The sequence below is a fragment of the Pacificoceanicola onchidii genome (assembly GCF_004804335.1).
Taxonomy (GTDB): domain Bacteria; phylum Pseudomonadota; class Alphaproteobacteria; order Rhodobacterales; family Rhodobacteraceae; genus Pacificoceanicola; species Pacificoceanicola onchidii.
Window position 1 is genome coordinate 16827 of sequence record NZ_SRXY01000007.1, and the last position, 20119, is coordinate 36945.

The 20119-nt window shown below is 61.7% G+C and carries 21 protein-coding genes; 18 read left to right on the forward strand and 3 right to left on the reverse strand.

Annotated elements, in window-relative coordinates; all coding sequences use genetic code 11:
- Positions 1–24: 24 nt before the first annotated feature.
- A complete protein-coding gene (locus E4662_RS17280; RefSeq protein WP_136442866.1) occupies positions 25–1353 on the reverse strand; it encodes a mechanosensitive ion channel family protein in 1329 nt (442 codons plus the stop codon).
- Positions 1354–1610: 257 nt separating this feature from the next.
- Between E4662_RS17280 and E4662_RS17285 the strand changes: the two genes are divergently transcribed.
- The 18 genes from E4662_RS17285 (at position 1611) to folD (ending at position 18893) form a co-directional block, all read left to right on the forward strand.
- On the forward strand, positions 1611–3305 hold the full coding sequence (locus E4662_RS17285; RefSeq protein ID WP_136442867.1) for a peptidoglycan-binding domain-containing protein: 1695 nt from the start codon (positions 1611–1613) through the stop codon (positions 3303–3305).
- Positions 3306–3385: 80 nt separating this feature from the next.
- The gene (locus E4662_RS17290) at positions 3386–3685 is read left to right on the forward strand and encodes an HNH endonuclease (RefSeq protein WP_136442868.1); all 300 of its coding nucleotides are present in this window, start codon (positions 3386–3388) and stop codon (positions 3683–3685) included.
- 80 nt (positions 3686–3765) lie between these two features.
- Positions 3766–4158, forward strand: coding sequence for a tol-pal system-associated acyl-CoA thioesterase (gene ybgC, locus E4662_RS17295; protein WP_136442869.1), 393 nt, complete (start codon positions 3766–3768; stop codon positions 4156–4158).
- The gene (locus tag E4662_RS17300; RefSeq protein WP_136442870.1) at positions 4155–4583 is read left to right on the forward strand and encodes a hypothetical protein; all 429 of its coding nucleotides are present in this window, start codon (positions 4155–4157) and stop codon (positions 4581–4583) included. Before ybgC ends, E4662_RS17300 begins: the two co-directional genes overlap by 4 nt.
- A gap of 143 nt (positions 4584–4726) precedes the next feature.
- Entirely contained in the window at positions 4727–5422 is a 696-nt protein-coding gene (gene tolQ, locus E4662_RS17305; RefSeq protein ID WP_136442871.1) for a protein TolQ, read from the forward strand.
- A 3-nt stretch (positions 5423–5425) separates the two neighbouring features.
- The gene (gene tolR, locus E4662_RS17310; protein ID WP_136442872.1) at positions 5426–5908 is read left to right on the forward strand and encodes a protein TolR; all 483 of its coding nucleotides are present in this window, start codon (positions 5426–5428) and stop codon (positions 5906–5908) included.
- Positions 5909–5917: 9 nt separating this feature from the next.
- Positions 5918–7048, forward strand: a complete 1131-nt coding sequence (locus tag E4662_RS17320; protein WP_240705233.1) for a cell envelope biogenesis protein TolA — start codon at positions 5918–5920, stop codon at positions 7046–7048.
- A 121-nt stretch (positions 7049–7169) separates the two neighbouring features.
- Positions 7170–8501 carry a Tol-Pal system beta propeller repeat protein TolB gene (gene tolB, locus E4662_RS17325; RefSeq protein WP_136442874.1) on the forward strand — a complete coding sequence of 444 codons (1332 nt, stop codon included), beginning with the start codon at positions 7170–7172 and terminating at the stop codon, positions 8499–8501.
- A 72-nt stretch (positions 8502–8573) separates the two neighbouring features.
- The gene (gene pal, locus E4662_RS17330) at positions 8574–9095 is read left to right on the forward strand and encodes a peptidoglycan-associated lipoprotein Pal (protein ID WP_136442875.1); all 522 of its coding nucleotides are present in this window, start codon (positions 8574–8576) and stop codon (positions 9093–9095) included.
- 1 nt (position 9096) lies between these two features.
- The gene (ybgF, locus tag E4662_RS17335) at positions 9097–9936 is read left to right on the forward strand and encodes a tol-pal system protein YbgF (RefSeq protein ID WP_136442876.1); all 840 of its coding nucleotides are present in this window, start codon (positions 9097–9099) and stop codon (positions 9934–9936) included.
- Positions 9937–9946: 10 nt separating this feature from the next.
- Positions 9947–11290 (forward strand): tRNA lysidine(34) synthetase TilS, encoded by a 1344-nt coding sequence (gene tilS / locus E4662_RS17340; protein WP_240705234.1) that lies wholly within the window; start codon positions 9947–9949, stop codon positions 11288–11290.
- Positions 11291–11366: 76 nt separating this feature from the next.
- On the forward strand, positions 11367–13286 hold the full coding sequence (ftsH, locus tag E4662_RS17345) for an ATP-dependent zinc metalloprotease FtsH (RefSeq protein ID WP_136442878.1): 1920 nt from the start codon (positions 11367–11369) through the stop codon (positions 13284–13286).
- A 132-nt stretch (positions 13287–13418) separates the two neighbouring features.
- Positions 13419–14210, forward strand: coding sequence for a methyltransferase domain-containing protein (locus tag E4662_RS17350; RefSeq protein WP_136442879.1), 792 nt, complete (start codon positions 13419–13421; stop codon positions 14208–14210).
- Positions 14211–14237: 27 nt separating this feature from the next.
- Positions 14238–14825, forward strand: a complete 588-nt coding sequence (locus E4662_RS17355) for an MOSC domain-containing protein (RefSeq protein ID WP_136442880.1) — start codon at positions 14238–14240, stop codon at positions 14823–14825.
- A gap of 191 nt (positions 14826–15016) precedes the next feature.
- A complete protein-coding gene (locus E4662_RS17360; protein ID WP_136442881.1) occupies positions 15017–16693 on the forward strand; it encodes a formate--tetrahydrofolate ligase in 1677 nt (558 codons plus the stop codon).
- Between the two features lie 83 nt (positions 16694–16776).
- Positions 16777–17073 (forward strand): chorismate mutase, encoded by a 297-nt coding sequence (locus E4662_RS17365; protein ID WP_136442882.1) that lies wholly within the window; start codon positions 16777–16779, stop codon positions 17071–17073.
- A gap of 10 nt (positions 17074–17083) precedes the next feature.
- The gene (locus tag E4662_RS17370) at positions 17084–17977 is read left to right on the forward strand and encodes a bifunctional 5,10-methylenetetrahydrofolate dehydrogenase/5,10-methenyltetrahydrofolate cyclohydrolase (RefSeq protein WP_136442883.1); all 894 of its coding nucleotides are present in this window, start codon (positions 17084–17086) and stop codon (positions 17975–17977) included.
- A gap of 13 nt (positions 17978–17990) precedes the next feature.
- Entirely contained in the window at positions 17991–18893 is a 903-nt protein-coding gene (folD, locus tag E4662_RS17375) for a bifunctional methylenetetrahydrofolate dehydrogenase/methenyltetrahydrofolate cyclohydrolase FolD (protein ID WP_136443153.1), read from the forward strand.
- Between the two features lie 3 nt (positions 18894–18896).
- Here folD and E4662_RS17380 read toward each other — a convergent pair whose 3' ends face one another.
- Both E4662_RS17380 and pdeM read right to left on the reverse strand, forming a co-directional pair.
- Positions 18897–19301: a PaaI family thioesterase gene (locus E4662_RS17380; RefSeq protein ID WP_136442884.1), complete on the reverse strand. Its 405-nt coding sequence runs from the start codon at positions 19299–19301 to the stop codon at positions 18897–18899.
- A gap of 139 nt (positions 19302–19440) precedes the next feature.
- Positions 19441–20109 (reverse strand): ligase-associated DNA damage response endonuclease PdeM, encoded by a 669-nt coding sequence (gene pdeM / locus E4662_RS17385; protein ID WP_136442885.1) that lies wholly within the window; start codon positions 20107–20109, stop codon positions 19441–19443.
- Positions 20110–20119 lie beyond the last annotated feature (10 nt).

Sequence of the window (20119 nt, forward strand, 5' to 3'; positions counted from 1 at the left end):
GGGGTGTGAGGTACGGGCACGCGGTTAAGCATCGTCTTCCGCCTTGCGCAACTCGACCACGCGGCGCGGGTAGGGGATTTCGATGTCATGTTCCTTGAGGGCGTTCCAGATGAGGAAGCCGACGTCAGAGCTGTACTTGTTCTTCCCGTCATCAAGCCCGTTCACCCAAAACTCGACGGCAAACTCGATCCCGCTATCCCCGAAGGCGCGCCATTCACAATCAGGCGGGAACGGATCATCCAGGACGTCCGGATGCGTGGCGACCGCCCTTTCGATGATGTCCGGAACAAGGTTTATGTCTGTGTCATAGCTGACCGAGAACGGGACTTCGTAGCGGTTGGCGCTGCCTTGATCGGAGTAATTGACGATCCGCGTGGTGATGAAGTCCTCGTTCGGGACCACAACCCAGCGGCCATCGAAGGTCTCCAGGATCATCGCGCGGGCCGTTGTCTGAACAATCGTCCCTGCTTCGCCATTGTCCAGTTCGACAAAGTCACCGACGGTGGCCTGTCCTTCCAGCAGCAGGATGACGCCGGAGATATAATTCGACGCGATTTTTTGCAGACCAAATCCAAGACCGACACCAATGGCCCCGCTGAGCACCGCCAAGGAGGTGAGCGGAATGCCCATGATGTTCATCAACAGCAGGAAAGCGATGCCGAAAATGGCGATCTCGGCGGCCTTGGAGGCCAGTTGCCGCGTGGCGGGCGGCATTTCCTGCTGGTTGTTGATGAAGGTCCCGGTCTGCGTGTTGGACCAGCGGCCCAGCCAGAACAGGATGGACCCGGCGATCACACCACGGATCACCGACATGACGGTGAACTCGATGTTGCCGAGGGCAATGGTCATCTCGTTCAACTCGGCAATGGAGTCGTCGAGGAACCCGACTGCATAAAGCGCCATGATCGGCAGCAGGATGAAGCGGCCCAGAACCTTCAGGAAACCATCGGTGACAATCTCGTGCACAAGGATGCGTGCAGCCAGAAACAGGAAGAGACGTTTGCCAAAGGCAATGACAGCGCCAGAGCCGAACAGGGCGCGGGTTGCCTGTTCGCCGATTGCGGTGAAGGCAAAGGCAAGCACCGGCAGCAGGAGCGGTACGAAGATCAGCGCAAAACGCCGGATCGTTGTCAGCAGCCCGCGTTTGCCTTCGGCAGGCGTGAGCCATCCCGTCAGCAGCGGTTTGAGCTGCCGGGTCAGCAGCAGGGCCAGCACGAAAGACGCCGCAAGCAGACCAAACTGCGACCAGGCGGCAGGCGAGGTCAGCCAGGCTTTGGCGATGTCCAGCCCCTGAAGCGCGTATCCCACGACAGGCTGAAGAGCTGGCGGCAGAGAGGCAGGATCAAAGAGCATGGCGCGTCGGAAGCTTTCTGCGAAAACAGGTTTGACCAGACTTGTGCCTTGCACAGCTTGCCGGGGCAAGGGGCGGCGGCGCTTTGGAACTTGCCTTCCGTAACGTGAACAATGACGGATTTCGCTCGGCCATTAACCGCAAGTTCAGGAACAATCGGGAACCCTACACGCGGGGCGTTAGAGAAGCGGGGGCAATTCGCTTGTATCGAATCAGCGTCAGCCTCTTAATAACCCCATCTGTTTAAGGGAGAAAACGTATGTCAAAGAAGTTTGTTTTCGCTGCAATGATGGCCGGAATCGGTTTTTCGCCGGCTCCAGCGGCAGCTGATGATTTCATCAAGGGGCTTGCTGTCGGGATCATTGGCGGTGCGATTGCCAATCAGCCGAAAAGGCGCACAACAACGGTCCGTAGAACGACGAGTTCCAAGCCGAAATACTCCGCTGCGCGTGCCCAAAACCGCGAAACGCAAACGGCACTCAATTACTTTGGCTTCAACGCAGGCTCTCCCGATGGCGTGTTGGGGCGCAAGTCCCGCGCAGCCGTTACGCAATACCAGGTCTTGATGGGCTATGTGGCCTCTGGTCAACTGACGGAGTTCGAGCGGAACTTCCTGATGACATCGTACCAACGCGCCCAAGCGGGCGGTGCGACCACGGCAACCCTGATCGCGCAAAATCCGCGCGGGGTTCAGGGCCTGTTGCTCGATTACCGTGACGAGCAGACGGGCGGCGTGGGCGCGCGCTCGGCGCTGGCGGGGCATTACGGGCTGCCGCCGGTGATCGCCCAGACTGTCAACGAGATTGCCAAGAGTTCCGACCCGACGGCAGAGCAACTGGTGAACCGGCACGGCTTTATCCAGCTTGCGGACATCAACGGCGATGGTCAGACCGACTACATCATCGACACCTCTGTGACCGGTTCGGCCTTCTGGTGTTCGGCGCAGGCTTGTACCGTGCGCGTCTTTGCGTCGACCCCGGAGGGCTATGAACGGAACGATTTTCAGGCGTTCAACGTGACCCCGGCGATGTTTGCCTGCACACGTGGCACCTGTTCCAAAACCAACGATGGCGGCACGCTTATGGCCGCAGCGCCTGTGCCAGCCCCTGTTCCGGCCCCGATGCCACAGCAGCCACAGACCCAGATGGCAGCGGTGACTGTCTCGACAGGCGGCGGGACCGCGCCGGTGCCTTCGGCGGTGCCCTCGGTTCAGGCGCCGCAAACGGCTGCAGTGTCTGGCACGGCCATGCCGAGCTTCTTTGGCGGAGGCGCCGCCCCGGAACGCTCGCTCGCGTCGCATTGCAACATGGTCACGCTCCTGACCACCACCAACGGCGGGTATGTCACGGCGGACACGATGACGGACCCGATGGCGGCCATGGGAGAGCAGATGTGTTTCTCGCGCAGCTATGCGATGGCCAACGGCGACGTGTTGGTGGCGGATTTGACTGGTGTTACGGCCGAGCAGATCTCTCAGCAATGCGCCGGTTTCGGCACGCTGTTGAAAGATCACGTGAATGCCGCGGCGCTGCAGCCGCGCGTCGATGTCCTGCGGAACGTCGGGCAGTTTGTGCTTGGTTCGGGCATGGCCCCGGCGCAGCTTGAGAACACGGCGATGGTCTGCCTGTCGTCTGGCTACAAAACCGATGACATGAATGCGGCAGTGGGGTCTGCGCTTGTGCTGGTTGCGCTGGGCAAGGCGCCTTACGCAGAGCTGATCGGGCACCATCTGAGCCAGGGCTTTGGTATGCCGGAACGCGCGGACTTGTCGCTGGCCTGGTACGGACAGGCGACCGAGGCGCTCGACAGTGGCGCAAAGGCGGTCTTTGGCGCAGGCATGCCGGAACGCGTGACCTTGCTCAAAGCGGCCATGGGCGGTCTTCCGGGCGGTGCCGCGCCAACGGCGCAACCGGTTCAGGCCGGAACAGCAATCCCGGTGTTCGGTTCGGAATAATCTGATCCGCTTACCGCAGCGCGGGCGTCCCAACCGGGGCGCCCGTTTGCCTTTGGGCCTCGGCTGCGGGAGGATGCAGCATGTCCGACCCGATTTGCCCCCTGTGCCTGCGCCATATTCCGGCAGAGGCCAAGCAAAGCCTCCACCACCTGATCCCCAAGCTGAAAGGCGGGAAAGGCGGGCCCACGGTGCTGCTCCACCAGATTTGCCATTCAGAAATCCACGCGGTTTTTACAGAGGCGGAGCTGGCGCGGGAGTACAGCACTGTCGAAGCCTTGCGGGCGCATCCGCGCATGGCCAAGTTCCTCTCGTGGGTCGCGAAACGCCCGCCTACGTTTCATGCCCGCAGCGCAGGTGGAAGACGGAAGCGCTCGAGGTAAGGGGCTATCTTGCGCGGACCTCTTTTCACGGCACGGGCCTCTCGCTAGAGTCCGCGCAGCAACACCGGAGACCAAACCCCATGCCGCACGCACACGTTTTTCCCGTTCGTGTTTATTACGAAGACACTGACATGGCCGGGATCGTGTATCACGCCAACTACCTGAAATTCATCGAACGCGCGCGCTCGGATTGGGTCAAGGAACAGGGGTTGGACCAGAACGCCATGCGCGAAGAGGGCATCGTGTTTGTAGTGCGGCGGATCGAATGCGATTACCTTTTGCCAGCCAAATACGATGACGCTCTCGAAGTCCGGACCACGGTGAAGGCTATGACCGGCGTGCGTTTGGTCATGCTGCAAGAGGTGGTCCGCGGCGAGGAAGCCCTGTTCCGCGCAGAGGTCACGGCGGTTTGCGCGACAACAGAAGGCCAACCGTCTCGGCTTCCTGTGGGTTTGAGAAAGAAGGTTCATTGACTCTTCCAGACCCCGATGTGGTTGTTTCAGTCCGTCAAGGCATGATCTGGGCGGTAGAGAGCCTCGTTGACTTCGAAGAGACACTCAATGCTTTGGGTTTTTCAGGGTACTTCGAAATGATGTTCGATTGGTTTCCTTACAGCGATACACCTGAGCCAATTGATCAAGGAGCTTTGAGCGAGGCTGAGTTGGCAGCAATGGAGCGTGTTCGCTCGGTTATCGGCGCAGCATCCGATGCGACACCGAACGACATGGTACAAGCCGATTTCATTGCGACAGGTTGGCCGCAACGCGTTGCTGTCGTGGCGAAGCAGGCCATCTTAGTTTTCAGAGAGGGTGAGCCGGCAGACGACGCTGTTCCGGCCCTTGGCCGAAAGCCGCCCCGCCCGCCATCCCATCAACGCACGCCAGTCAAGCGATCGTGAGAGCCCCTCGGGCAAAGTCCCGCCGATCCTGCGATATTTCCGGCGGTCTGCCGCAATCTGTTGGCCTTTCCCCTGCAAATCGGGTATGAATCCCGTAATTACGGCCCCAACAGAGGGCTGAGAGGCAGAAAAAGAGCAGGTTCATGGAAACAGAAACCCTTGCGCTCGCGCAGGAGATCGATTTCTCCATGTGGGCGCTGTTTGCGCGCGCAACACTGACCGTCAAACTGGTGATGCTGGTGCTGATCATCGCCTCCATCTGGTCGTGGGGCATCATCATTGACAAACTGGTAGCCTACCGAAAAGCCCGCAAAGAAGCGGCGCGGTTTGATCAGGCGTTCTGGTCAGGGGAGCCGCTGGACGAGCTTTACGACCAGCTGGGCCCTGAGCCAACCGGACGGGCCGAGCGGGTGTTTGCCTCGGGCATGACTGAGTGGCGGCGCTCGCATCGCGAAGATGGCGGGCTGATCGCCAATGCCCAGAGCCGGATTGACCGCAGCATGGATGTGTCCATCCAGAAAGAGGCTGAAGCCTTGCAGAAAGGTTTGCCGGTGCTGGCAACCGTGGGCTCGACAGCCCCCTTCGTCGGGCTCTTCGGCACGGTGTTCGGCATCATGCACTCTTTCATCGAGATTGCGCAGCAGCAGAACACTTCGCTGGTGGTTGTGGCCCCCGGTATCGCCGAAGCGCTTCTTGCCACGGGGCTGGGCCTGATGGCGGCTATTCCAGCCGTTGTTTTCTACAACAAGCTTTCGGCTGACAGTGATCGCATCCTCAGTGGCTACGAGGCCTTTGCCGACGAGTTTTCCACCATCCTTTCGCGCCAGTTGGACAGCTGAGCCATGGCTGCGAGTGTGGTGAAATCCGGGGGCGGGGGCGGAAGCCGCCGCAGGCGTCGCCGCAGGAGCGGTGGCACGCAGCCCATGTCCGAGATCAACGTCACGCCGTTTGTGGACGTGATGCTGGTACTTCTGATCATTTTCATGGTGGCCGCGCCTTTGCTGACCGTGGGTGTGCCGGTGGAGCTGCCGAAGACTGCCGCGCAGGCCTTGCCGCAAGAAACCGAGGAACCTTTGACCGTCACGATCGCCGCAGACGGCTCGATCCTTCTGCAGTCGACCGAAATCAGCCGGGATGATCTTGTTCCGCGTCTGCGGGCGATTGCCGCAGAACGCAGCGATGACCGTGTTTACCTGCGTGCCGATGGCGTTGTGCCTTACGAAGAGGTGGCTCAGGTCATGGGCGCTTTGAACGCTGGCGGCTTTTCGTCGATCGGGCTTGTGACCGACATTGGCGGCCCGGCGCTGAACGGCACGGATCAGTAGGGTCAGGACGTGACAAAGGGGCAGTCCATATCCGCCGGTGCCCACGGCCTTCTGTTGCTGTGGCTCATGGTTGGCGGTGTCTTTGACGCCGATCCGCCTGACATGCAGGTGGCGGATGTCTCTGTTTTGTCCGAGGCGGAGTTTGCGGCGCTCACACAGCCCTCTGCACCGCCCTCGCCCGACCCCGAACCAGAGCCCGAACCGGCTCCTGAACCTACGCCCGCACCTGAACCGGAACCTGAGCCTGCGCCGGAGCCGACTCCGCCGGAGCCTGAACCGACGCCGGAACCAGAGCCGCTTCCAGAGCCCGACCCAGCGCCACAACCGGCCCCTGTTCCAACGCCAATCGAGCCCCCAGCGCCCGATCCCGACCCCGTGCCAGCTCCCACGCCTGCGCCGCCGCCGGTTTTCGCGCCGGAGCAGTCGGTGCGCCCTGTCCCGCGACCCGCCCCGCGCGTTGCGCCAGAGTCTGTTGCGCCCCCAGAGCCGGACACCACCGTGGCCGAAGAGGTCCAGCAGGCCGCAGATCCAGACGCGGAAAACCCGGATCAAGTGGAAGACGCGCAGGAAGCAACCGCGCCGGAAGAGGCGGCAACGGAGATCGTCACCGAAGCCGAGGAACCGGCACACAGCGTCGCCCCAACCGCCAGCCTGCGTCCAAAGACACGTCCTGCAAATGTACGGCCATCGGTACCGGAACAGCCGGTTGAAACCGCCCGGCCCGAGCCTGTCCCGGACGAGGCCGATACGGCCGATGCCGTCACGGCGGCTTTGGCAGAAGCCTTGTCTGGCGGCACGGAGCCTGACGCACCCAGCGGGCCGCCTATGACGCGTGGTGAACGTGAGGGGCTGCGTTTGGCGGTTCAGGAATGCTGGGTCGTGGACGTCGGCAGTCAGGCTGCGAATGTGACCGTGACGCTTGCAATGGAAATGGGCCGGGATGGCCGAGTGATTTCGGGCAGCATCGACATGATCGGTGCCAGTGGCGGCAGCGGCGCGGCGGTTGATACGGCGTTCCAAGCCGCACGTCGCGCGGTGCTGCGTTGCCAGAAAGACGGCTATGATCTGCCGACGGAGAAATACGAGCAGTGGCGAAAGATCGAAATGACCTTCAACCCGGCACAAATGCGTCTGCGATGAGCAGCAAACCGCGCAAATTCCCCGTGACGGCCCCGGTGCCGGGTGTTTTGCAATTCGGTAAATGCGCCTATGGTGGCGCAAACTGCCGGGGATATGAGCAGACCCCGAGGAGGGACGAGACATGATGCGGCGACTTGCCAGTCTTTTGATTGCGGTTCTGGCGCTGATTGGGGGCTTGGCTCCCTTGGCCGTGATGGCTCAGGAACCTCTAAGGATCGAGATCACCGAAGGCGTCGTTGAGCCGATGCCTTACGCGATCCCGGCTTTTGTTGCCGAAACCCCGGATGCAGGACAGCTCGCCGCCGAGCTGAGCCGGGTTGTTGCCGAAGATCTGACAGGCACGGGCCTTTTCCGCGAAATCCCGCGTGACGCGCATATCTCGACCATTGCCAGCTTTGGCGCGCCGGTGCCTTTCGCCGATTGGAAGGCGATCAATGCACAAGCTCTGATCACCGGGGCGGTAAGCCTCGACGGGGCAGGGCGGGTTGTTGTGAAGTTCCGGCTTTGGGACGTGTTTGCCGGCGTCGAACTGGGCGACGGCATGCAGTTCACCGCAACACAGGACGGCTGGCGGCGGCTGGCACATAAAGTGGCCGATCAGGTCTACGCCCGCCTGACCGGGGAGAGCCCGTATTTCGACAGCCGTGTGGTCTTTGTCTCGGAAACCGGACCCAAGAATGCCCGAGCCAAGCGGCTCGCGATCATGGATTACGATGGGGCCAACGTGCAGTACCTGACAGGCTCGGACGCCATTGTTCTCGCACCGCGCTTCTCGCCCAACGGCGAGCGGGTGCTCTATACCAGCTATGCCACGGGCACGCCGCGTGTGCATGTTCTGAATGTCGGTGATGTGCAGAGCCGTGTGTTCCAGGCCGATCAGGGTGTCATGAGCTTTGCACCGCGGTTCTCGCCGGATGGGCGGACGGTGATCTACTCGCTGACCAATGGCTCGAACACGGATATTTGGGCCATGGACATTGCATCGGGCGCGGTGCGTCAGCTGACTTTTGGCCCTTCGATTGAAACCGCGCCGAGCTATTCCCCGGATGGCCGCCAGATTGTTTTCGAAAGCGACCGCAGCGGCACGCAGCAGCTTTACATCATGCCCGCGCAGGGCGGCGAAGCGACACGCATCAGCTTTGGTGATGGCCGCTATGGCACGCCGGTCTGGTCTCCGCGTGGGGATCAGGTGGCCTTCACCAAGCAGAACGCGGGCCGGTTCCATATCGGGGTGATGCGGACCGATGGGTCCGAGGAACGGCTTCTCACGGCATCGTTCCTTGACGAAAGCCCCACGTGGGCACCGAATGGCCGGGTGATCATGTTCTCGCGTGAAACCCAGGGCGCGCAAGGGGCTTCGGCGCTCTATTCCGTGGATATTTCCGGGCGTAATCTCAAACGGGTGCGCACCCCGGCCGGCGGATCGGATCCAAGCTGGGGGCCGCTCCAGTGAGCAAACTTTATCAGACCTGTCGGCTGTGGTAGGCTTTCGGGCAAAATCAACAAAAATGAGCAGGACGGAACGATGACACATATGACAAAGGCGATTTTGCTGATCGCGGCGCTGGCCATGTCGGCCTGTACCAATGCAGATCGGTTTGGTGATGGAGCAGGCGCGGGTGGTGACGCAGGCGCAGCTGTTGGCACTGGGATCATTCCGGGCAGCGCCAACGATCCCACCTCCCCGGCCTATTTCAGCCAGACCGTTGGCGACCGCATCTTCTTTGCCGTTGATCAATCGACCCTGAGCCCCGAAGCGCGTCTGACGCTTGATGCGCAGGCGCAGTGGCTGCTGACCAACTCCGATTTTCTCGCCGTGATCGAAGGGCACGCGGACGAGCAGGGCACGCGCGAGTATAACATCGCGCTGGGCGCACGCCGCGCCAACGCCGTGATGGAATACCTGACGTCCCGAGGCGTTCCGGCGAGCCGTTTGAAGTTTATCTCCTATGGCAAGGAACGCCCGGTGGAGATTTGCTCTGTCGAAAGTTGCTACGCCAAAAACCGCCGCTCCGTGACGGTGATCTCCATGGGTTCGGGTGTCTGACATGAAGTTTGGTGTTGTTCTGGCCCTTGGGCTGACCGTTCTGGCCGGAACAGCCCCGGCGCAGCAAAGCGAAACGCTGGCGGACATTCGGCAGGACATTGTTGTGCTGCAAAACGAGCTGTCGCGTCTCAAGCAAGAGCTTAACACAACGGGCTTCGGCGCGGATGGTTTGCAAACCGGCGGGCCGTTGCTGGACCGGGTGAACGCGATTGAGGCCGAACTTACCCGGATCACGGCAAAGACCGAACAGATGCAAAACCGGATCGATACGGTCGTGCGCGATGGCACCAACCGGCTGGGTGATCTGGAGTTCCGGGTTTGCGAGGTGCAGCCAGGCTGCGACATCGGCAACATCGGCGCCACCCGCCCTCTGGGGGGCGAGACGCCGCAGGTGGTCGCGGTTTCGACGCCGCAGCAGCCCGGCACGGACAGTTTGCCATCCCATTCGGGCGAACTTGCGGTGAGCGAAGAAGCCGATTTCGTCGCGGCCCAGAACGCGCTCAAGGCCGGTGATTTTCATGCAGCGGCGCAAATGTTTGCAACCTTCCGCGATATCTACCCAGGTGGCCCGCTGGAAGCGGCGGCGCTGGTGTTCGAAGGGCGCGCTTATGATGGCCAGGGCGACACGCGCGAAGCGGCGCGGCGCTATCTGAATGCGTACTCGGGCTTCCCGGAAGCGCAGGCCGCGCCAGAAGCCCTGTGGCGTCTGGGCGTGTCGCTCGGCAAACTCGGCAGCACACCGGAAGCCTGCGTGACACTGGCCGAGGTCGCGGGGCGCTATCCGGCTTCCGATTTCGTGCAAAAGGCAGCAGGCAGCCGCGCCGACCTCGGGTGCCAGTAACCGGCCGATGATGGCGGACGCCCCTCTTTCGCTCGATCAACGTTTTACCGATGCCATGGGGCAGCTGATCGGGCCGGATTTCCCGTCTGACATTGGTCTGGCCGTTTCCGGCGGTGGCGACAGCATGGCGATGCTGGCTTTGGCGCACAACTGGGCGCATCGCTGGGGCACGCGGCTTTGGGTCATGACGGTTGATCATGGCCTGCGCGCGGAAAGTGCCGATGAGGCCGCGATGGTCGCCGCCGAATGCGCTACGCTTGGCCACCCTCACGCAACGCTACGCTGGACGTGGGACGGGCAGGGCAACCTCATGGACGAAGCCCGCCGCGCAAGGCTGGAATTGATGTCGTTCTGGAAAGGGCGGCTGAGCCATGTGCTCGTGGCCCACACGCTCGACGATGTGGCAGAGACCTTCCTGATGCGTCTAAAGCGTGGCTCCGGTGTGGACGGCCTGTCCGCCATGTCCACACAGCGCGCTTTGCAGGATCGCCCCGGCGATGCCATGCCGGACCATGATGGCACTTTGCCTCCGCGCCTGAGCGAAGAAGAGGCCAAAGGCCGCCGTCCAAGTTTCCTCTACCGTCCCTGTCTCGCGATGCGGCGGGAGGAGCTTCGCCACTATATTCGAACGCTTCAGGTGCCATGGGCCGACGATCCGTCCAATGATGATCCCGGCTACGAAAGGGTGCGCATGCGGCGGTTGCTGTCCGTACTGGAAAGCGAAGGGCTGCCCGCGTCTGCGCTGGCGCATACCGCGTCGCGTCTGTCGGAGGCGCGCCGGGCACTCAACGAGTCCACCGCCAAGGCCTGGCAGGTGGTTGGCCAAGAGCCGATGGGCACCGGGGATTTGCTGTTTGACCGGGATGGATTCGGGTTGCTGCCAGTTGAGGTTCAGCGCCGGCTGATCGCGTCTGGCCTGCGCTATGTCGCCTCGACAGAGTATGCGCCGCGCGCCGAGAAGGTTGAGACGCTATGGACGCGTGTTCTGTCAGGCGGGGGCGGTACCCTCAACGGGTGCGAGATTCGGCATGAGGGTCCCCGTTTTCGCATGTTCCGAGAGTACAAAGCGGTGGAATCCGAGACACCAACAGATGGGCTTTGGGACGCGCGCTGGTCATTCCAGCTTGGCCGCGCCAGCCATATCGCCGCGCTCGGGGATGCAGGCTGGCGGCAGGTTGCAGAAAAACCCGAAGGTGCGCCGCCTTATCACGCGGCTCGCTCGCTGCCCGCGCTATGGCAGGGAGACAGGCTGATAGCCTGCCCTGCACTGGGTCTGGGCCAGGCAAATTGCATCGTCCTGCGACCGATGCGCCGAAGCGTGCCGGATTTCCATCGTTTCCTTCTTTCGCATTGAACCGCGCGTTATCATGTCTATGTTACGCTGCAACACGCCGACATAGGCGTTTTTCCGAATTCAAAGGAGTTTTCCCTTGGGCAACGCACGCAACATCGCCTTCTGGGTCGTCCTCTTTCTGCTGATCCTGGCGCTGTTCAACCTCTTCTCCGGCGGCGGCTCCACGCTGCAAAGCCGCGAGGCGAGCTATTCCGAGTTTGTTCGCGCCGTTGACGACAATTCCGTCAGCAGCGTGGTCATCGACGGCGAGCAGGTCCGCTTCCGCACCAACGACGGCCAGGACTTTGTCACCATCAAGCCCGAGGATGCCTCGGTCACGCAAATGCTGGTCGACAAGGACATCCCTGTGCGCGCAGAGCAGCAAGAGCAATCCGGCTTCCAGTCCTTCCTGCTTTCGCTTCTGCCGTTCCTTCTGCTGATCGGGGTCTGGATTTATTTCATGAACCGCATGCAGGGCGGCGGCAAAGGTGGCGCGATGGGCTTTGGCAAGTCCAAGGCCAAGCTGCTGACCGAAAAGCACGGGCGTGTGACGTTTGACGACGTGGCGGGCATCGACGAGGCCAAGGAAGAGCTTGAAGAGATCGTCGAATTCCTGCGCAACCCGCAGAAATTCTCGCGTCTTGGTGGCAAAATCCCGAAAGGCGCTTTGCTTGTCGGTCCTCCGGGAACCGGTAAGACGCTGCTGGCGCGGTCCGTGGCCGGTGAGGCCGGTGTGCCGTTCTTCACCATTTCGGGCTCCGACTTTGTTGAAATGTTCGTCGGTGTCGGTGCCAGCCGCGTGCGCGACATGTTCGAACAGGCCAAGAAAAACGCGCCTTGCATCGTGTTCATCGACGAAATCGACGCTGTGGGCCGGGCCCGTGGTCAGGGCTACGGTGGTGGCAATGACGAACGCGAGCAGACGCTCAACCAGCTTCTCGTCGAGATGGACGGTTTTGAGGCGAACGAAGGCGTCATCATCATCGCCGCGACCAACCGCCGTGACGTGCTTGACCCTGCTCTGCTGCGCCCGGGCCGTTTCGACCGCCAGGTGACTGTCGGCAATCCGGACATCAAGGGCCGCGAGAAGATCCTTGGCGTGCACGCTCGCAAGACGCCGCTTGGCCCCGATGTGGACCTGCGCATCATCGCGCGCGGCACGCCGGGCTTCTCCGGTGCTGATCTGGCGAACCTTGTAAACGAAGCCGCGCTTTGGGCGGCACGCGTGGGGCGTCGTTTCGTGACGATGGAAGATTTCGAGAACGCCAAGGACAAGGTCATGATGGGCGCGGAACGCCGCTCCATGGTTCTGACCGACGACCAGAAGGAAAAGACCGCCTATCACGAAGCCGGTCACGCGGTTGTCGGCCTGTCGCTGCCGCAATGTGATCCGGTCTACAAGGCGACGATCATCCCGCGCGGCGGCGCCTTGGGCATGGTTGTCTCCCTGCCGGAGATCGACCGTCTGAACTGGCACAAGTCCGAATGCGAGGAAAAGCTGGCGATGACCATGGCGGGCAAGGCCGCCGAGATCATCAAGTACGGCGAAGAGAACGTCTCGAACGGACCGGCCGGCGACATCCAGCAGGCGTCTGCCTTGGCCCGTGCCATGGTGCTTCAGTGGGGCATGTCCGACAAGGTTGGCAACATCGACTATCGTGAGGCGGCAGAGGGCTATTCCGGCAACACGGCGGGCCTATCGGTATCGGCGCATACGAAAGAGATGATCGAGGAAGAGGTCAAGCGGTTCGTGCAGGAGGCCTACGAACGCGCGTTCCAGATCCTGACGGACCGCAAGGACGATTGGGAACGTCTGGCGAAGGGGCTCTTGGAATATGAAACCCTGACCGGCGAAGAGATCGAACGGGTTATGCGGGGCGATCCTCCGACCTCCGAAGACGACGACGATGGCACCAGTGCCGCTGAGGAAAAGCCCAGCGTGACAGCGATCCCGAAAACCAAACCCAAGGCCAAGCCGAAAGGCGATGGCGGGATGGAGCCGGAACCCACGGCCTGATCACATCACAAGAAAACGGCCGGTCCCTGGGATCGGCCGTTTTTCTTTGTTCGGCCACGTGTCGCAAATGCTTGCACCGCCCCCGCTTTCCTGTTTCGATTCACCGTAATCACCACATCCGGGATAGGAACAATGGCTCAGTCCGATTGGAACCCCACCCTTTATGCAAAGTTCGCAGGGCTGCGTTTGCGCCCGGCTTTGGATTTGCTGTCCCGCGTGCCGGAGTTGCCGGATGGATCGGCGGCCTATGATCTGGGATGCGGCAATGGCGCTGTGGGCCCGGTGCTTCGGGCAAGGATGGGAGACAGGCAGGTTGTGGGAATCGACAGTTCTCCAGCGATGCTCGCCAAGGCGCAATTGACGCAAGCCTACGACTGGTTTGAGGAAACCGATATTGCGGACTGGGCCCCGAACCCGGATGCGCCTGCCGGGCTGATCTTTACCAACGCCGCGCTGCACTGGCTCAAGGGACACGAAACCCTGTTGCCGCGCCTGGCAAAAGCGCTTGTTCCGGGTGGCACTCTGGCGGTGCAGGTGCCGCACCAGAACCGCGCGCCGTCTCACAGGATGTGGCTCAGCCTCGTGGATGAGCTGTTTCCCGGGCGTCTGGATCATGACACGCTGCCCGGCGTTCTTCTGCCGGCGGAGTATCATCACCTGCTCGATCCGCTCGGGCGGTTTGATCTGTGGGAGACGGAATACTACCAACCCCTGCCGGCAAGCGACGATGGTCATCCGGTGCGCCGGTTCTCGGAAAGCACCTATGCCCGCCCGATCTTGTCCGTCCTGAACGAGGACGAACAGGCGCAGCTTGTTGCCGCCTATGAAGCGGTCATTGGAAAGGCTTACCCATCCGCGCCGGATGGCTCGGTTCTGTTTCCAATGCGCCGCATGTTCTTCACTCTTACCAAATCCGCGGCCTGAACTGCCGCCTGCGATCCGGAGATTTTGATGCCCGCTCTGATACCGACCGACCACACTGCCGAGATCACATGGCTTGGGGTGGTGACCAACATGGACCGAGAAGAGCTGTTGTCCGAGGTGCACGACGCGTTGGATCTGCGGTTTGATGGAATCGCCGGATCTGTCCACGGCGGGCTGACCCGCGCGTCCTGTTCCCGTGTCAAATCGCAGTATCCCAAAGGCACGGAAATTCGCAACGAGCGCCAGCTTAGCATCGTGTCGGAAGAAGAGCTTGCGATCATCGCTGAGACGATGGGTGTGGATGCGCTGGACCCAGCGCGGCTCGGCGCTTCGATGGTCATTCGTGGCATCCACGATTTCAGCCATGTCCCGCCGTCCTCGCGTCTCCAGGCCCCATCCGGGGCGACCGTGGCGATCGACATGTTGAACCAGCCTTGCCAGTTCCCGGCCAAGAGCCTGCGGCATGTGCTCGGCGATCCTGCCAAAGGCTTCAAACCCGCCGCTGAAGGGCATCGTGGCGTGACCGCCTGGGTCGCGCGGGAAGGGCGCGTTGCGGTGGGGGATAAGCTGACTTTGCATGTGCCGGGACAGCGACATTGGCAGCCACACGGCTGAGTCCCTGTCTGGTGCCTTGTTGCGTTCGCGCGAAAAGGGTTTCCGATGCACGTCATTTCGTGACTGGGAGAAACGGCGCGCGCCGCACAAAGCGCGAAAAATGTCGGATTTGCTAGGACAGCCTGTCGCATGGGAAGCTAATCCTTTGGTCAATTACAGCAATCCACCAGACCAACGGGACAGCGCGCAAGATGGCTTTCAAGACCGACATCGAAATCGCCCGCGAGGCAAACAAGCTGCCGATCAAGGAGATCGGCGAAAAGCTCGGCATCGCTTATGAGAACCTTGTGCCCTACGGCCATGACAAGGCGAAGGTGAACCAGGATTTCATCAACTCCGTGAAGGACCGCCCGAACGGCAAGCTGATCCTCGTCACCGCCATCAACCCGACCCCGGCGGGGGAAGGCAAAACCACCACCACCGTCGGTCTCGGCGATGGTCTGAACCGGATTGGCAAGAAAGCCGCTGTCTGCATCCGCGAAGCTTCGCTTGGGCCGAACTTCGGCATGAAGGGTGGCGCGGCCGGGGGCGGCAACGCGCAGATCGTGCCGATGGAGGACATGAACCTCCACTTCACCGGCGACTTCCACGCGATCACCGCGGCGCACAACCTGCTGTCGGCGATGATCGACAACCACATTTATTGGGGCAACGAGCTTGAGATCGACGAGCGCCGCGTGACATGGCGCCGCGTGCTCGACATGAACGACCGCGCGCTGCGCGACACCGTGACCTCGCTTGGCGGTGTGGCCAATGGCTTCCCGCGCCAGACTGGCTTTGACATCACCGTGGCCTCCGAGGTCATGGCGATCCTCTGCCTCGCGACCGACCTCGAAGACCTTGAAAAGCGTTTGGGCGACATGATCGTGGCGTACCGCCGCGACCGCTCGCCGATCTACTGCCGCGACATCAAGGCGGACGGCGCAATGACCGTTCTTCTGAAGGATGCGATGCAGCCGAACCTGGTGCAAACGCTCGAAAACAACCCGGCCTTCGTGCACGGTGGCCCGTTCGCGAATATTGCGCATGGCTGTAACTCCGTCATCGCCACGACCACGGCGTTGAAACTCGCCGATTACGTCGTGACCGAAGCGGGCTTTGGCGCCGACCTCGGTGCCGAGAAGTTCATGAACATCAAGTGCCGCAAGGCTGGTCTCGCGCCCGATTGCGTGGTGCTCGTGGCCACCGTGCGCGCCATGAAGATGAACGGCGGTGTTGCCAAGGCGGACCTCGGCGCGGAAAACGTTGATGCGGTGAAGGCGGGCTGTGCCAACCTCGGCCGCCATATCGGAAACCTCAAGCAATTCGGTGTGCCGGTTGTTGTGGCGATCAACCACTTCGTTGCCGACACCGATGCAGAGGTGCAGGCGGTCAAGGACTACGTCACAAGCCAGGGCTCCGAAGCGATCCTGTCGCGCCACTGGGAGCTTGGCTCCGAAGGCTCCGCCGATCTTGCGACCCGCGTTGCAGAGATTGCAGACAGCGGCGTCAGCCAGTTTGCTCCGCTCTACAACGATGAGCTGCCGCTCTTCGACAAGATCGAGCGCATTGCGAAGTCGATCTATCGTGCCGATGAAGTTCTCGCCGATGCAAAAGTGCGCAACCAGCTCAAGGAATGGGAAGACGCGGGCTTTGGCAATCTGCCGATCTGCATGGCCAAAACGCAGTACTCTTTCAGCACCGATCCAAACCTGCGTGGCGCGCCGGTCGGGCACTCCGTGCCGATCCGCGAAGTGCGTCTGTCCGCAGGGGCTGGCTTTGTCGTTGTGATCTGCGGCGAGATCATGACCATGCCGGGCCTGCCACGCAAACCGGCCTCCGAGAGCATTCACCTCAACCAGGAAGGCCTGATCGAAGGTCTGTTCTAAGACGAAATGCAGCGCGCGATCCGATTGCGGATCGCGCGCGCACCGTTTAGGGCAGAGGCGCGAAATCCTTGGATGGAGACACCATGCTTGATCCCGCCGAATGCCCCGATATGCCAACTCTGCGTGACCAGATTGACGTTCTGGACCGCGACCTGATCAACCTGCTGAAAAAGCGTGCGGGCTATATCGACCGCGCCGTTGAAATCAAATCCGCCGTTGGACTGCCTGCCAACATCCCCGCCCGGGTCGAAGATGTGGTGGCCAAGGTGAAGGCGGCGGCGCAGGAGCAGCAGTTGGATTCTGATCTGGTCGAGACGCTGTGGCGGAAATTGATTGAATGGTCGATTGCCCGTGAAGCGCAGACCATCAAAAGAGATTGAAGGGAACCCCATGCGAGCGGCCTTGATTGACGGAAAATCCATCGCAGCGGACATGCGTGCCGATGTCGCAAAAGAGGCCGCGGCCTTGTCAGAGGCCGGATGGTCCCCGAAGTTGGTTTCGATCAGTGTGGGCGACACGGCGGCGGCGGAGCTTTACGTTCGCAACCAAAAGCGCAACGCCGAAAGCGCCGGTGTCGAGTTCGAGGCGCGGGCTTATCCCGAAGAAACCTCGCTCGAACAGCTGACCGGTATTCTGCAGGGGCTCAACGCCGATGCGCGGGTCAACGGCATCATCATTCAGCGTCCCTTGCCGGACCATATCCCGGTCAAGGTGCTGCAAAAGCTGGTGCATCCGCTGAAGGACGTCGAGGGGATGCACCCGGCTTCCATCGGTAATATCGTCTATAACGATCTGGCTCTTGGCCCCTGTACGGCCGTTGCGGCGGTGGAAATCCTCAAAACCTTGCCGCTGCCCATTGAAGGGCTGAATGTGACCGTCATCGGCCATTCCGAGATCGTCGGCAAACCGATTGCCTTCCTGATGATGGGGCTGGGCGCGACGGTGACGGTTTGTCATCACATGACACGCAGCGTTGCCATGCACAGCCGTGCCGCCGATGCGGTCTTTGTTGCCGTAGGCAAACCGGGGCTGGTGACCGGCGATATGCTCAAACCGGGTGCGGCTTTGATCGACATCGGGATCAACCGCGTCGATGGCCCCGATGGGCCGCGCACTGTGGGCGATGCGGATTTCGAGAGCTGTGCCGAAGTGGCCGGCTGGATTACTCCTGTGCCCGGCGGGGTTGGTCCGGTGACGGTGGCGACCTTGATGCAGAACGCGGTTATGGCCACTCGGATGCAGATGGAACAATACCGGGCGTCTTATGCCCGGACAGATTACTGAAGAGGACAACGAGATGACGGCGACTGTGATCGACGGCAAGGCCTTTGCCGCAACTGTGCGTGACAAGGTGGCGGGCCATGTGGCGCGTCTGAAAGACGAACATGGTATTACCCCCGGTCTTGCCGTGGTGCTTGTTGGGGAAGACCCCGCGTCTCAGGTCTATGTCCGCTCCAAAGGCAAGATGACCGTCGAAGTCGGTATGAACTCCTTCGAGCACAAGCTGGATGCGGATACCTCCGAGGCGGATTTGCTGGCGCTGATCGATCAGCTCAACGCCGATCCGACGGTTCATGGCATTCTGGTCCAGCTGCCGCTGCCGAGCCATCTCAACGAAGATCTTGTGATCAACTCCATTGAACCGTCCAAGGACGTGGATGGCTTTCATATCTCCAACGTCGGTCTTCTGGGGACCGGGCAGAAGAGCATGGTGCCCTGCACCCCGCTTGGCTGTCTGATGATGCTGCGCGACCACCATGGCAGCCTGTCCGGCATGGATGCGGTTGTCATTGGCCGGTCCAACATTGTCGGTAAGCCCATGGCGCAGCTTTTGCTGGGCGACAGCTGCTCCGTGACCATCGCGCATTCGCGGACCAAGGATCTGCCTGAGGTGGTGCGCCGCGCTGATATCGTCGTTGCGGCCGTGGGCCGTCCGGAGATGGTTCCCGGGGATTGGATCAAGGATGGGGCCACGGTCATCGACGTGGGCATCAACCGCATTGATGCGCCGGAAAAGGGCGAAGGGAAGACCCGTCTGGTGGGGGACTGCCACTATGAGAGCTGCGCAGAGAAAGCGGGAGCGATTACCCCGGTGCCGGGCGGCGTTGGACCGATGACCATTGCCTGTCTTCTGGCAAACACCGTGACGGCCTGTTGCCGCGCGAATAATCTGGCGGAGCCGGACGGGCTGACCGCCTGATCGTCAGACAGGGACCGGCACCATGGTGCCGGTCAACAGCGCGATCTGCTTTTCCGTGCCGTTCCGAACGGCAAAGACCTCGGACGTGACCACCACAAGCCGCCTGCCGGGCTTGACCACGCGCCCGCGGGCAATCAGGGACTCGCCAATGGCCGGGGAGAGCAGGTGGATCTTGATCTCCGAGGTCACCACCTCCGTGTCCTCGGGCATCACGCTCAGCGCCGAATACCCGGCAGCGGAATCGCCGATGGCAAAGGCAAGCGCCGCATGGGCGAACCCCTGTTGTTGCGACACGTCCGGGGTGATGGGCACTGATATGGTGACCGTCCCGGGTTCTACCGAAAGAATGCGAGCGCCGAGCGTGGTCATCATGCCCTGGCGGGCGAAGCTGTTATAAACTCTGTCCATGCGGCATTGGCGCATGATCCGGCAACAGAGACAAGCCTAGGGCGTTTGCAGTTATAGCCCGGATCACCAATACTCTGCCGCGCTTCGCGCTCTCGAGCCATTGGTGATGGTTGTTGCTTTGATGCAAACTGGAAACGCGTCAGCGCGGCATCGGGATCGCAACGGCGCGCGCGCCGGTGAGAATTGCCATGGCGCCGTATCCCATCATCTCTGACAAAGGCGCGCGGCAGCAGAACAGCCCACCGGTGTAGGCTCCGAAAGCTGGCAGGATCAGGCGCTTTTGATCGACAAGGAAACAGGGGCGGGACAGGCTTTTGCCGCGCGCGGACAGTCTTGCCTTGGGGTGGTAGTGGCCGGAGACCTCCCCGGTTGCCTCCGATGCGATGTGGCGAAAGGTCAGCGGCCCGATGACCAGTGCGTCACGGTGCGCCCCGCCAAGGGATACAGGGCCGGGATCATGGTTTCCTTCGATCCACGTCCAGTCCCGCCCGGCTTGCAGGCGGGTAATCCAAAGCCGTTCGTCCTCGCGCAGGGCCGCTTCAATCTCTGGCGCGTCAAAGCTGTCGCCAAGACAGATCACCCGCTGCGCCGCCGTCGCTTCGATGTCGCGCTCCAGCTTCATCAAGGTCTCGCGGGTCTCGTAGGGCGGCAGCTGTGCGCCGCCAACCGCCGAGAGACGTGCGCTCTTGCCAAGATGAAGATCGGAGACGACCAGCAAACGCGCGTCCGGCCAGAAGAGCGACCCGGACGGCAGGGCTTCGAGAGCCGCTCCGTGAAAATCAAAGGAATGCGAAAGACGCGTGTTCATGACTTGTTCC